The organism is Microbacterium sp. Y832 (assembly GCF_057669765.1).
This window is the reverse complement of the sequence record NZ_JBYHFM010000001.1, coordinates 603,137-616,555: the sequence shown is the minus strand read 5'-3', so window position 1 is coordinate 616,555 and position 13,419 is coordinate 603,137. Positions and strand designations below refer to the sequence as shown.

Annotated in this window: 13 protein-coding genes; 3 read left to right on the top strand and 10 right to left on the bottom strand. The window is 69.8% G+C overall.

Annotation, left to right across the window (positions count from 1 at the left end):
* Positions 1-57 precede the first annotated feature (57 nt).
* From hisH to AC25YV_RS02555, 4 genes are read right to left on the bottom strand one after another with little or no spacing between them, the layout of a single operon-like run.
* Entirely contained in the window at positions 58-702 is a 645-nt protein-coding gene (gene hisH / locus AC25YV_RS02570; RefSeq protein WP_488122253.1) for an imidazole glycerol phosphate synthase subunit HisH, read from the bottom strand.
* Positions 699-1,313 (bottom strand): imidazoleglycerol-phosphate dehydratase HisB, encoded by a 615-nt coding sequence (gene hisB, locus AC25YV_RS02565; protein WP_488122252.1) that lies wholly within the window; start codon positions 1,311-1,313, stop codon positions 699-701. Before hisB ends, hisH begins: the two co-directional genes overlap by 4 nt.
* Positions 1,310-2,416 (bottom strand): histidinol-phosphate transaminase, encoded by a 1,107-nt coding sequence (locus AC25YV_RS02560; RefSeq protein ID WP_488122251.1) that lies wholly within the window; start codon positions 2,414-2,416, stop codon positions 1,310-1,312. Before AC25YV_RS02560 ends, hisB begins: the two co-directional genes overlap by 4 nt.
* Positions 2,417-2,439: 23 nt before the next feature.
* On the bottom strand, positions 2,440-2,814 hold the full coding sequence (locus AC25YV_RS02555) for a LysM peptidoglycan-binding domain-containing protein (RefSeq protein WP_488122250.1): 375 nt from the start codon (positions 2,812-2,814) through the stop codon (positions 2,440-2,442).
* A gap of 231 nt (positions 2,815-3,045) precedes the next feature.
* Between AC25YV_RS02555 and lexA the strand changes: the two genes are divergently transcribed.
* Positions 3,046-3,726 carry a transcriptional repressor LexA gene (gene lexA, locus AC25YV_RS02550; protein ID WP_488122249.1) on the top strand — a complete coding sequence of 227 codons (681 nt, stop codon included), beginning with the start codon at positions 3,046-3,048 and terminating at the stop codon, positions 3,724-3,726.
* 34 nt (positions 3,727-3,760) lie between these two features.
* Entirely contained in the window at positions 3,761-5,674 is a 1,914-nt protein-coding gene (locus tag AC25YV_RS02545; RefSeq protein ID WP_488122248.1) for a S9 family peptidase, read from the top strand.
* A gap of 6 nt (positions 5,675-5,680) precedes the next feature.
* Here the strand turns inward: AC25YV_RS02545 and hflX are convergent, their stop codons facing one another.
* Positions 5,681-7,207 carry a GTPase HflX gene (gene hflX, locus AC25YV_RS02540; protein WP_488122247.1) on the bottom strand — a complete coding sequence of 509 codons (1,527 nt, stop codon included), beginning with the start codon at positions 7,205-7,207 and terminating at the stop codon, positions 5,681-5,683.
* Between the two features lie 118 nt (positions 7,208-7,325).
* Between hflX and AC25YV_RS02535 the strand changes: the two genes are divergently transcribed.
* The gene (locus tag AC25YV_RS02535) at positions 7,326-7,967 is read left to right on the top strand and encodes a class I SAM-dependent methyltransferase (protein WP_488122246.1); all 642 of its coding nucleotides are present in this window, start codon (positions 7,326-7,328) and stop codon (positions 7,965-7,967) included.
* A 6-nt stretch (positions 7,968-7,973) separates the two neighbouring features.
* On the opposite strand, the gene dapF is transcribed toward AC25YV_RS02535, so the two are convergent.
* From dapF to recA, 5 genes are all read right to left on the bottom strand, one after another.
* On the bottom strand, positions 7,974-8,828 hold the full coding sequence (gene dapF / locus AC25YV_RS02530) for a diaminopimelate epimerase (protein ID WP_488122245.1): 855 nt from the start codon (positions 8,826-8,828) through the stop codon (positions 7,974-7,976).
* A gap of 9 nt (positions 8,829-8,837) precedes the next feature.
* Entirely contained in the window at positions 8,838-9,758 is a 921-nt protein-coding gene (gene miaA, locus AC25YV_RS02525; RefSeq protein WP_488122244.1) for a tRNA (adenosine(37)-N6)-dimethylallyltransferase MiaA, read from the bottom strand.
* 119 nt (positions 9,759-9,877) lie between these two features.
* Positions 9,878-11,422: a tRNA (N6-isopentenyl adenosine(37)-C2)-methylthiotransferase MiaB gene (miaB, locus tag AC25YV_RS02520; RefSeq protein WP_488122243.1), complete on the bottom strand. Its 1,545-nt coding sequence runs from the start codon at positions 11,420-11,422 to the stop codon at positions 9,878-9,880.
* A gap of 54 nt (positions 11,423-11,476) precedes the next feature.
* Positions 11,477-12,049 (bottom strand): regulatory protein RecX, encoded by a 573-nt coding sequence (locus AC25YV_RS02515; protein WP_488122242.1) that lies wholly within the window; start codon positions 12,047-12,049, stop codon positions 11,477-11,479.
* 146 nt (positions 12,050-12,195) lie between these two features.
* On the bottom strand, positions 12,196-13,248 hold the full coding sequence (gene recA, locus AC25YV_RS02510) for a recombinase RecA (RefSeq protein WP_488122241.1): 1,053 nt from the start codon (positions 13,246-13,248) through the stop codon (positions 12,196-12,198).
* Positions 13,249-13,419 lie beyond the last annotated feature (171 nt).

Below are 13,419 nucleotides of genomic sequence, written 5' to 3'. Positions count from 1 at the left end.
GCTCCTCGTGTGGGACTCTCACGCGGCCGGGCGGCGCGGACGACACGACTTCAGAGGCTAGTCCCTGCTGAGGCCGCCGACCCAATTCGCCAGCAGACGGATGCCGGCCTGGCCGGACTTCTCGGGGTGGAACTGCGTCGCTGAGAGCGGACCGTTCTCGACCGCAGCCAGGAAGGGCCTGCCGTGCGTGGCCCACGTCAGGGTCGGCGCAGTGAACGGCTCCTGCGGCTCGAGCTCCCAGTGCTGCGCGGCGAAGGAGTGCACGAAGTAGAAGCGCTCCTGCTCGATGCCGGCGAACAGCCGCGAACCGGAGCCGGCGTCGACCGTGTTCCAGCCGATGTGCGGCAGCACGGGCGCGTCGAGTTCAGTGACGGCGCCGGGCCATTCCCCCAGCCCTTCGGTGTCGACCCCGCGCTCGACCCCCCGGTCGAAGAGCACCTGCATTCCGACGCAGATGCCGAGCACGTGTCGGCCGCCGGCCAGTCGACGGTCGATGATGTCGTCACCGCGGATGGCGCGCAGCGCCTGCATGACGGCGCCGAAGGCTCCGACGCCGGGCACGAGGAGTCCGTCGGCGTCGAGCGCGAGCCCCCGGTCGGACGTCAGACGCGCGTCGGCTCCCGCGAGAGCCAGTGCTTTGACGGCGGAGTGGACATTTCCCGAGCCGTAGTCGAGCACCGCGACGAGCGGACGAGTGCTCACAGAGCACCCTTCGTGCTCGGGATGCCCTCGACGAGCGGGTCGAGGGCTTTCGCCTGGCGGAAGGCGCGGGCGAAGGCCTTGTACTCGGCCTCGGCGATGTGGTGGGGGTCACGGCCGGCGAGGACCCGGACGTGGGTCGTGAGCCCGCCGTGGAACGAGATCGCCTCGAACGTGTGACGCACGAGGGAGCCCGTGAAGTGACCGCCGATGAGGTGCAACTCGAATCCGTCGGGCTCGCCCGTGTGCACGAGGAAGGGCCGCCCGCTGATGTCGACGACCGCCTGCGCGAGTGCCTCGTCGAGCGGCACGAGCGCATCGCCGTACCGCGAGATGCCCGCCTTGTCGCCAAGCGCCTCGCCGATCGCCTGTCCGAGCACGATCGCGACGTCCTCGACGGTGTGGTGCGCGTCGATGTGCGTGTCACCCGAGGCGCGCACCGTGAGGTTGGTGAGGGAGTGCTTCGCAAACGCCGTCAGCATGTGGTCGAAGAACGGGACCGTCGTGTCGATGTGGCTGCGGCCCGTGCCGTCGAGGTCGATCTCGAGCTCAACGGTGGACTCGCTCGTGGCGCGCCGCACGGAGGCGACACGGTGGCCGGCAGGACGGGTCATGAGATCGATTCTATCGAGGCGAGGGCGTCGAGGAATGCCGTCGTCTCGCCCTCGGTGCCCGCCGTCACCCGCAGGTGATTCGGGATTCCGACGTCGCGGATGAGGACCCCCTGGTCGTACAGCGCCTGCCATACGGCGGCGGGATCGTCGACCCCGCCGAACAGAACGAAGTTCGTCCACGACTCGTGCGGCAGGTACCCGAGCGCTTCGACCGTCGCCGAGATGCGGTCGCGCTGCACCACGATCTCATCGACCATTCCCAGCATGACGGAAGCGTGACGCAGCGCCGCCGAGGCAGCTGCCTGCGTGAGAGCACTCAGGTGATAGGGCAGACGCACCAGACGCAGCGCATCGATGACGGCGTCGTCCGCGGCGAGGTAGCCCACTCTCGCTCCGGCGAACGCGAACGCCTTGCTCATGGTGCGCGAGACGACGAGGCGCTCACGCCCCGGCAACAGGGTGAGCGCCGAAGGCGAGCCGTGCGGCGCGAACTCCTGATAGGCCTCATCAACGACGACGATGCCTGGCGCGACGTCGTAGACCGCCTCGACGATGTCGAGGGGCAGCGGGGTGCCGGTCGGGTTGTTCGGCGCGCACAGGAACACCACGTCGGGCTGGGCCTCGGCGATCTGGGATGCCGCGCTCTCGGCGGTGATCGTGAAGTCGGGCTCGCGAATGCCGGCGACCCAGGATGCGCCGGTGGCGCGCGCCAGGAGCGGATACATGGAGTACGTGGGCGTGAAGCCGAACGCCGTGCGGCCCGGTCCCCCGAAGGCCTGCAACACGTGTTGGAGCACTTCATTCGAGCCGTTCGCAGCCCAGATCTGATCAGAGGTGAGACCGTGCCCCAGATACTCGGCGAAACCCTCGCGCAGCGCGCGGAACTCGCGGTCGGGGTACCGGTTGACGTCGCGCAGCGCGATCGCGATGGAGTCGAGGATGTCGTCGGCGACGTCCTGCGGGACAGGGTGCGTGTTCTCGTTGACGTTCAGCGCGACGGGAAGCGCCGCCTGCGGTGCGCCGTATGGCGTCATCCCTCGCAGGTCGTCGCGGATGGGCAGGGCGGCGAAGCGGGAGGTCACGAAGGCAATCGTAGGCCGCATCGCGAGCCCGGGCGCCTGATCCGTCAGCCCGCCGGTGCGTACTGGGCGGGGATCGCGAGTGACTGGCCGAGTTCGATCGCGCCGCCCGGCAGCGCGTTGAGGCGGGCGATCGCATCGACGACATCGCGCGGGTCGTGCTGCGGTGCGACCGCCTGCGCGATCGACCACAGGGTGTCTCCGTACCCCACCGCGACCGTTGTGAACGACGTCGAGGCCGCGCCGGTGTCGCGCGATGCCAGCGCGGAGCCCCCACTGAGAACCCCGAGAGCCAGCAACGCGGCGAGCGGCATCGCCGCTGCGGTCGCGAGCACGCGGCGGCCGCGCGTCGTCGTGCGCAGGCGGGTGCGGGGCGCGGAAGCGAGAACGGGTGCGGATGCGGATGCGGCGATGGCGGTCATGCTGTTCCTCCTGGTGGGAAGGTTCGCATCCGACTTTCGGCCGGGAAAGCCGGATGCGAACTCCTGTTCCGAAGCTATCTTCGATGTTCGATGCTGTCAACGCGATTCCGGGGATGGGGATGTTCGAATGCGACACGCTGAACGGGCGCCGCGTGAACCCCGCACAACCGGATACGGTTTCGATGGGGCCACCACACCACGGACCTCCGACATTCGAAGACAGGAGCCGATATGAGCGACGCAGCCGGGCGCGAAAAGCCCCAGACGCGGCGGCGGAAGAGCCTGAGCGACAAGCAATTGGCGATCCTCGAGGTCATCCAGCGCTCGATCGCTCGACACGGCTACCCGCCGAGCATGCGCGAGATCGGCGACGCCGTCGGACTCAAGTCGCTCTCGAGCGTCACGCACCAGCTCAACCAGCTCGAGTTGAGCGGCTACCTGCGCCGCGATGCCGGCAAGACCCGCGCGATGGAGGTGCTCATCGATCTGCCCGGCAGCGCTGCCGAGAACCCGGCCGATACCGCGCCGTCCGTCGGCGATGCCGCCCTCGTTCCGCTCGTCGGGCGCATCGCCGCAGGCGTGCCGATCACCGCGGATCAGCACATCGACGAGATCTTCCCGCTCCCCCGCCAGCTCGTCGGCAAGGGCGACCTGTTCATGCTGCGCGTCTCGGGCGACTCGATGATCGACGCCGCGATCTGCGACGGCGACTGGGTCGTCGTGCGTTCGCAGGCGACGGCCGACAACGGCGAGATCGTCGCGGCGATGCTCGACGATGAGGCCACCGTGAAGACCTTCCGCCAGCGCGACGGGCACACGTGGCTGCTCCCCCGCAACTCCGCATTCGAGCCGATCCTCGGCGATGACGCGGTCGTGCTCGGCAAGGTCGTCGCTGTCCTTCGCGCTGTGTGAGGCCTGTGTCGGCGACACCGCATAGCGTGGAGGGGTGACGACTCCCTACGGTTCCTGGCCCTCTCCCCTGACCGCCGCGGCGGTCTCCGCCGCCTCGCCCCGCATCGAGGGCGCGTCTTTCGTCGGCGACGACGTGTGGTGGGGTGAGGGGGTCCCCGAAGAGGGTGGCCGCAGCACGGTGCGCCGGCGCACCCCCGCCGGTGCGGTGGAAGACGTGCTCCCCGCGCCGTGGAGTGCGCGCTCGCGCGTGCATGAGTACGGCGGCGGCTCGTGGGCGGCGACCGACGACGGCGCGCTCGTGTTCGTCGAGAAGACCGACCAGCGAGTTCGGCTGCTGCGACCCGGCGCCGAGCTGGTCGCACTCACGCCCGCCGGCGGCGATGTGCGCTTCGGCGGTTTGACGGTGCAGGGCGGTCGGCTGCTCGCAGTGCGCGAAGCCCACGGGCAGACCCCGGTACCCACGCGCGACATCGTCGAGATCCCCCTCGATGGATCAGCCGGCGACGACCCCGATGCGATCCGCTCGCTCGCCGGCGGCACCGACTTCGTCGCGCATCCGGCGCTCAGCCCCGACCGGGCCCGCCTCGCTTGGGTCGCGTGGAACCACCCCGACATGCCCTGGGACCGCGCACAGCTGCGTGTCTGCACCCTCGACGACGGCGCCGTGACCGTGTTCGACGAAGGCACGTCGCCGCTGCAGCCCGTGTGGCTGGGCGAAGACGACCTGCTCTACGCCGACGACCCGACGGGGCGGTGGAACCTCTACCGCCGCGGGATCGACCGCGCGGCGCACGCCGTGGCCCCCGTCGACGCCGACACGGGCGGCGGCATCTGGGTTCTCGGCACCCGATGGTTCGCACCCGTAGGCGGCGACCGAGTCGTCGCCGTTCGCACGAACGGCGACGACGAACTCGTCGTCGTCGACCTCGCCGACGGCACGGCGAGGTCGCTCGGTCTGCCCGTCTCGGCAGGCGCATCCATCGAAGACGTCTCGGGAGCGCGGGTGCTCGTGAGCGGAGCCGACACGACGTCGGGCTCGACGCTCTGGCTCGTCGACATCGACGACCCCGGATCGGCAGCACCGATCCGCGGCGGCACAGCGGACTGGGGACACGAGTGGATGCCGCAGCCCCGCGCCGTCACGTTCGAAGGCCCGCACGGGCCGGTGCACGCGTTCGACTACCCACCCACCAATCCGCAGGCGACCGCCCCTGAGGGCGAGCTTCCGCCGTACGTCGTGTTCGTGCACGGCGGACCGACGGCGCACTCGGGTCCCGCTGCATCCGGCAAGGTCGCCTATCTCACGAGCCGCGGCATCGGCGTTCTCGATGTGAACTATGGCGGCTCGACGGGATACGGGCGCGCATACCGCGAACGCCTCCGCGGTCAGTGGGGCGTGGTCGATGTCGATGACGTCGCCGCGGCGGCGGCCGGTCTCGCGGCGTCCGGAGTCGCCGACCCCGCGCGCATCGCGATCGCGGGCGGCTCTGCCGGGGGGTGGACCGTGCTCGCGGCCGTGACCCGCACCGAGGCCTTCGCCGCGGGGATCTCACGTTACGGCGTGGGCGATGCGCGCGCACTCGCCGCCGATACGCACGACTTCGAGGCGCGCTACCTCGACGGCCTCATCGGGCCGCTGCCCGACGCCGAAGACGTCTACATCGAACGGTCGCCTCTCAGCCGTCCGGCACTGTTCCGGGTGCCGCTGCTTCTGCTGCAGGGCGCCGACGACACCGTCGTGCCGCCCGCGCAGTCCGAGGCCGTGCGCGACGCGCTCAAGGCCCACGGCGTGCCGCACGCGTACGTGCTCTACGAGGGCGAGGGTCACGGCTTCCGCAAGTCCGAAACCGTCGTGCACGCGCTCGAGACCGAGCTGGCATTCCTCGGCGCCGTCTTCGACTTCACCCCGCCGGGTGTGCCGCCCGTCACCCTCGCGACGGGCGACTGACGGTTCTCAGGCCGGGAAGTCCGCGAGCTCGGCGGCGAGTCGCTCGTTGACGTGTGCGTGCAGATAGGTGCCTTCGCCGCGGTGCTCCTGGTCGACGATGATGCCCGTCTCATGCGCCGCCGAGATGAGGTCGCCGCGGTCGTACGGCACGATGGCGTGCACTTCGACGGCGGGCAGTGGCAAGGCCTCATCGATCGCCGCGCGCAGTTCCTCGATGCCTTCGCCCGTGCGTGACGATACGAAGTGCGCGTCCGATTCGAGGCCGCGCAGCACGAGGCGCGTGTCGTCGTCGACGAGGTCGGCCTTGTTGAACACGACGATTTCGCGCGTCTCACGCGCGCCCACGTCGCCGATCACGTCACGGACGGTCGCGAGCTGCGCTGCAGGGTCCGGGTGCGAGGCATCGACGACGTGCAAGAGCACATCCGCCTCGCCCACCTCTTCGAGCGTCGAGCGGAACGCCTCGACGAGCTGGTGCGGCAGGTTGCGCACGAAGCCGACGGTGTCGGTGAGCGTGTAGACACGCCCATCCGAGGTCTGCGACCGCCGTACTGACGTGTCCAGCGTCGCGAACAGCGCGTTCTCGACGAGCACGCCCGCGCTTGTCAGCCGGTTGAGCAGGCTCGACTTGCCCGCGTTCGTGTAGCCGGCGATCGCCACGGCGGGGATCGTGTTGCGCTTGCGCTCGGCGCGCTTGGCTTCCCGCGAGGGCGCGAAGTCGCGGATCTGGCGGCGCAGCAGTGCCATACGGGTGCGGATGCGACGACGGTCAAGCTCGATCTTGGTCTCACCGGGACCGCGCGAGCCCATTCCGGCGCCGCCGGCACCGACCTGTCCACCGGCCTGGCGGCTCATCGAGTCACCCCAGCCGCGCAGGCGCGGCAGCAGGTACTCGAGCTGCGCCAGTTCGACCTGGGCCTTGCCCTCGCGGCTCTTGGCGTGCTGGCTGAAGATGTCGAGGATCACCGTGGTGCGGTCGATCACCTTCACTTTGACGACGTCTTCGAGCGCCCGTCGCTGGCTGGGCGCGAGCTCGGTGTCGGCGATGACCGTGTCGGCGCCGACGGCGGCGACGATGCCGCGCAGCTCTTCGGCCTTGCCCCGGCCGACGTAGGTCGCAGGGTCGGGGTGCGGGCGGCGCTGCATCACGGCGTCGAGGACGACGGCACCGGCGGTCTCGGCGAGCGCAGCGAGCTCGCGCAGCGAGTTCTCGGCATCCGTCTGCTCGCCCTGCGGGTGCACGCCCACGAGCACGACGTTCTCGAGGCGCAGCTGACGGTACTCGACCTCGGTGACGTCTTCGAGCTCGGTCGAGAGGCCGGGCACGCGGCGCAGCGCTGCGCGCTCCTCTCGGTCCCACTGCTCGCCGTCGGCGTCAGACCGAGCGACGGTGGTGTCATCCTGGAGCGCCTGCGCGGAGCCGAACACGCGAACCCCCGAGCGCGCATCGGCGCGCGCCAACACGCGATCCACCGCATCGATCTCGTCGAGCGGCGTCTCGTCGGTGGTGCCGGGTGTCGTCGTATCCGTCATGTGTTCCTTTCGGGGTGCCTCCCGGGAGGGCGGCATGGGGACGTGGTGTCGGTGTGGGAAAGCGTCCGAGGATTCTAGCCTCCACCCTGTGGGGCGTCCTCCGCTACGCTCGTGACTCATGGGGAGCGAGCATTACTTCAGCGCGACCCCCGCTAGCCCCGAGAATCTGCGCCGCATCCGCGCCACCCTCGCGGGCCGCGAGGTCGAGGTCACGACGGCCGGTGGGGTGTTCAGCCCCGCGCACGTCGATGCGGGGACGGACGTTCTTCTGGCGAACAGTCCTGCCGCGCCCCCGGGCGGCCAGCTGCTGGATCTCGGGTGCGGGTGGGGGCCGATCGCGTTGAGTCTCGCGCTCGAATCGCCGCACGCGACCGTGTGGGCGGTTGATGTCAATGAACGGGCCCTCGATCTCGTGCGCCGGAATGCGCAGTCGCTCGGGCTTGAGAACGTCAACGCCGTACGCCCCGAGGATGTTCCCGGCGACGTCGTCTTCCGCACCATCCGATCCAACCCGCCGATCCGGGTCGGCAAGAGCGAACTCCACGGTCTGCTCGAGCACTGGATCCCCCGGCTCGACCAGCGCGCCGACGCGTGGCTCGTCGTGCAGCGCAACCTCGGCTCGGACTCTTTGCAGCGCTGGCTGGCGTCGACGTTCGCGACGGGGTACAGCGTGCATCGTGCGGCGACGGGGCGCGGGTTTCGCGTCATCCGGGTGCGCCGGCACGGAACGCCGCCGAGCGGGCCCATCACGCTGCCCTGAGCCGGATCAGGCGAGCGTGACCTCGCCCGAGTAGACGAGCGTCGCAGGCCCCGACAGGTAGACCCGCCCGTCGCTCATACGCACACCCAGGCGTCCGCCGGGCACATCCACCGTCCACTGGTCCGGTGCGTTGGATCCGGCCCATTCGCGCACCGCAAGCGCTGCCGCCGCGACTCCTGTGCCGCAGCTGAGCGTCTCACCGACGCCCCGCTCGAAGACCCGCATGCGGATCGAGCCGACGCCGTCTTGCACGAGCGGGTCGCTCGGCACGACGAACTCGATGTTCGCGCCGGCAGGGGGCTCGGGGTTCAGCTGCGGACGCGCCGTCAGGTCGAGCGCTTCGAGTTCGTCGGTGTCAGGCAGAGCGACGACGATGTGTGGGTTTCCGACATCGATGCCCATGCCGGGCCGGGGCGCACCAACGCCGCGGGCACGTACGAGAACGTCGGGTTCGACGCGCCATGCCCCGAGATCGACCTCGAAGCCCCTGTCGCTGCGGGTGACCGTCTTGGTGCCGGCGCGCGTCGCGACGGGGAGCCCTTCGGAGGCGTCCGCCCAGCCCACCTCGGTCAGGTAGCGGGCGAAGACGCGCACGCCGTTGCCGCACATCTCGGCCTTCGAACCGTCGGCGTTGCGGTAGTCCATGAACCAGGTCACCCCGGCAGCGGCTGCCTCGGCGCCCTCGTCGATCGCGTCGGCGCGGACGACTCGCAGAACACCGTCGGCGCCGATCCCGAAGCGGCGGTCGCACAGGACGGCCACCTGGTCGTTCGAGAGGTCGAGGGCTCCGTCCGGATCGGGGATCACGACGAAGTCGTTCCCCGTGCCGTGGCCCTTCGTGAACGCGATGGTCTGAGGCATCTGTTCAGCCTAACCGCGCGCGACGAGCTCGCCCGCGGACGCACCTGGCGCGACCCACAGGGTGTCGTCGTAGCGCCGGAACCATGACACCTGGCGCCGCGCATAGCGGCGCGTGAGCGCCTGCGTCTGCGCGATCGCCTCCTCGCGCGTCAGCTCGCCGGCGAGCTCGGAGAGGGCCTGGGCATAACCGATCGCTCGACGCGCCGTCACGCCCCGCTCGAGACCCTGCTCGCGCAACGCCTGCACTTCGTCGAGCAACCCGTCCTCCCACATGCCCCGAACGCGCGCATCGAGCCGTTCGACCAGCTGCTCGCGCGGCATTCCGACACCGATCACGCGGGTGGGGGGATGCCACAGCACAGGCGCGTCCGGCAGAGCGGCCCCGTGTGTGCGCTCCCCCTGCGCGAGCACTTCGAGGGCCCGCACGACCCGGCGCCCGTTTCGTGGGTCGACCTTGGCTGCGGTCACGGGGTCGGCCTCGCGCAGCTGCGCGAACAGCGCACCGGGCCCGTGCTCGGCAAGCTCGGCCTCGAGGCGCGCCCGAACGGCGGCATCGCGCGGCGGAAAACGGAAGTCGTACAGCACGCTCGAGACGTAGAGACCGGATCCGCCCACCAGGATCGCGTCGGCGTCGCGCGCGTGGATCGACGTGATCGCTGCGCGCGCGGCGTCCTGATACCACGCCACCGCCGCCTCGTCGGTCACCTCGAGCGCGTCGAACAAGTGGTGCCGGATGCCGCGGCGATCGCTCACCGGAAGCTTGGCGGTGCCGATGTCCATGCCGCGGTAGAGCTGCATCGCGTCGGCGTTGACGATCTCGGCGGGGCGCCCCCGCTCGGCGAGGGCTTCGGCTAGATCGAGCGAGAGAGCGGTCTTTCCCGTACCGGTCGCCCCTACGACAGCCCACAGTCGTGCACTCGTGTCAGGCACCGGCGCACGCTCCCGCTCTGCGCGCGAGTCCGAAACGCGCGCGCGAGCCGAGCCCGCCACGCGGGGCATGCGGGAGCCGGGCACGGGTATGCCGCGCCGAAGGGTACGGGTCCACGGCCTCAGGCGGGTCGCATCGCGGGCAGCCCGAGCGAGACGGAGCGCCGGTCTCCTCCGGACGTCGGGGCGGGGACGCCGCACGAGTCGGCCTGCGCGCGGTCCCACGCGTCGCCTGACCGCGTACGCCGGATGCGCAGCGCAGCGCCGTCGGGTGAGTCTGCCAGCAGGTGGAAAGGCGCAGCGTGGGTCACGACGACCGAGACGATATCGCCGGGGCGGGGGACGTCCGAGCCTTCCGGGACCTCGAAGTGCACAAGCCGGTTGTCTTCGGCGCGGCCGGTGAGCCGGTGCGTCGCGGCGTCTTTCTTGCCTTCTCCCCTCGCGACGAGCACCTGCAGCTCACGACCGAGCTGCTTCTCGTTCTCTTCGCGGGAGATACGGTCCTGCAGCGCGGCGAGCCTCTCGTAGCGCTCCTGCACGACGGCTTTGGGCACCTGGTCGGGCATGGTCGCCGCGGGTGTGCCCTCGCGGATCGAGTACTGAAAGGTGAAGGCGCTGGCGAAGCGCGCCTGCTCGACGACACGCATCGTCTCTTCGAAATCCTCGTCGGTCTCACCGGGGAAGCCGACGATGATGTCGGTCGAGATCGCGGCATCCGGCATCTTCGCGCGCACGCGGTCCAGGATGCCGAGGAACCGCTCGCTGCGGTACGAGCGCCGCATCGCCTTGAGGATCCGGTCGCTGCCCGACTGCAGCGGCATGTGCAGCTGCGGCATGACGGAGGGGGTCTCGGCCATCGCGTCGATGACGTCGTCGGTGAACGCCGCCGGGTGCGGGCTCGTGAAGCGGATGCGCTCGAGGCCGGGGATCTCGCCCGCCGCGCGCAGGAGCTTGCCGAACGCCTGACGGTCGCCGAACTCGACGCCGTAGGAGTTGACGTTCTGGCCGAGGAGGGTGACCTCCATCGCGCCGTCTTCGACGAGCAGCCGGATCTCGCTCAGGATGTCACCCGGGCGGCGGTCTTTCTCTTTGCCGCGCAGGCTCGGCACGATGCAGAACGTGCACGTGTTGTTGCAGCCGACCGAGATCGACACCCACCCGCTGTGGATGCTGTCACGCTTGGTGGGCAGTGTCGAGGGGAACACCTCGAGCGCCTCGAGGATCTCGAGCTCGGCTTCGTCGTTGTGTCGCGCGCGCTCGAGCATGCCCGGCAACGACCCCATGTTGTGGGTGCCGAAGACGACGTCGACCCACGGAGCCTTGTGCAGCACGGCATCTTTGTCCATCTGGGCGAGGCACCCGCCGACGGCGATCTGCATGCCCGCGTGCTTGTCTTTGCGGGACTTCAGATGACCGAGCGTGCCGTAGAGCTTGCCCGCGGCGTTGTCGCGCACAGCGCACGTGTTGATGACGATGACGTCCGCCTCGACATCCGGTTCAGCACGGACGTAACCGGCGCTCTCGAGCGAGCCCGAGAGCCGCTCGGAGTCGTGCACGTTCATCTGGCAGCCGAAGGTGCGCACCTCGTAGGTGCGGGCGCTGCCGTCAGCCGTGCGTGCGGCGTCAGACGGCGCAATGAACGTCGGCGTGGTGGAGGGGGTCGTCATGATCCGCCTATTGTACGAGCCGACACTGACCCAGCGCCGCGCGACCGCCCACCGTCAGCGAAACCGGACGCCTGAGGAGGAGCCGTGCTCGTCGAGAGCCTGCTTCGCCGCGCTCAGCGCGGTGCCGCCGGAATACCCCCTGCGTGCGAGCTGACCCATGAGCCGTCGCACGGCGGTGTCACGATCGAGCGAGGCGAGGCTCCTGGCCTTGCCACGGGCGAACTCGAGTGCGCGCTCTTCATCGTCGTCGGGCAGCGAGGCGATTATGACATCGGCCACGGCGCGATCGATCCCGCGCTTGGCGAGCGTCTGCGCGATGACGTGACGCCCCTGCCCCTTGCGCTCGACCGCGGCGTACACGAGCTGATCCGCCAGCGCGGCGTCGTTGAGATAGCCGCGCCGCACGAATGTGTCGAGCAGCCGGTCGACCGCCGCCGCCTCGAGGTCGAGGGCGACGAGCGCACGTGCTTCGCGCACCGAGAGTGAGCGGCCGCGTAGCTTCTTCAGCAGCAGCTTCTCTGCGGCTTCGAACGCAGCTTCCTCGTCGTCGTTCTGCTCGTCGGCGAGCGCGATGTCGGGCGCATCCGGGGCGACCCACGTCGCATGCCACCCGGGCTCGTCAGCCACCGGCTCAGGTGACCGCTCGGAGGTCGGCGCCGTACTCTGCGGGGCAGCCGCCCGCGCCGCCGTGACCGGCATATCGCGGCCGAAGAGCGGGATGACGGGGGCGAGCGTTTCCTGCTCGCCCCCGTCGTTCCGAGGGTGTCGCGTCATCAGGCCGGGCGGCGCGCGGCCAGTTCGTCTGCGGCCGACGCGTCGACGTTCTTCGGCTGGCCGATGCCGAGCTTGACCTTGATCTTCGACTCGATGTCGGCGGCCATGTCGGGGTTCTTCAGCAGGAAGTTGCGGGCGTTCTCTTTGCCCTGCCCCAGCTGTTCACCGTCATAGGTGTACCACGCGCCCGACTTCTTGACGATGGCGTGCTCGACGCCGAAGTCGATGAGGCTGCCTTCGCGCGAGATGCCGACCCCGTACAGGATGTCGAACTCGGCCTGCTTGAACGGCGGGGCCATCTTGTTCTTGACGACCTTGACGCGCGTGCGGTTACCGACCGCATCGGTGCCGTCTTTCAGAGTCTCGATGCGACGGATGTCCAGACGCACCGATGCATAGAACTTCAGGGCCTTTCCACCCGCGGTGGTCTCGGGCGAACCGAAGAAGACGCCGATCTTCTCGCGCAGCTGGTTGATGAAGATCATGGTCGTGTTGGTCTGGCTGAGGCCACCGGTCAGCTTGCGCAGGGCCTGAGACATGAGTCGTGCCTGCAGTCCGACGTGCGAGTCGCCCATGTCGCCCTCGATCTCGGCCTTGGGCACGAGTGCGGCGACCGAGTCGATGACGACGAGGTCGATGGCTCCGGAACGCACCAGCATGTCGGCGATCTCAAGGGCCTGCTCGCCCGTGTCGGGCTGCGAAACGAGGAGAGCATCGATGTCGACGCCGAGCTTCTGTGCGTAATCGGGGTCGAGCGCGTGCTCGGCGTCGATGAACGCCGCGATGCCGCCGGCGCGCTGCGCGTTGGCGATCGCGTGCAACGTCAGCGTCGTCTTACCCGACGATTCCGGCCCGTAGATCTCGACGATGCGGCCGCGGGGCAGACCGCCGATGCCGAGCGCGACATCGAGCGCGATGGACCCGGTGGGGACGACCTCGACGGGAGCGCGCTCGTCGCTGCCGAGGCGCATGACCGAGCCCTTTCCGAACTGGCGGTCGATCTGGGCGAGGGCCGAGTCGAGGGCCTTCTCGCGGTCAGCGGGTGATGGCATGGCGTGCTCCTTGCACTTTGTCCGTCTCCGGAGGTCCGTCGCCTGTAGGCTGCCGCGTCTCGGGCCGGGTGGCCCGAGAACTGCGGCAAGGCGTGTGGTGTCGTCTGACGTGTTCCACGGTAGGCAGGGGCTCCGACATCGGTCGATGCTCCGGGCATCCCGTGGAAGACA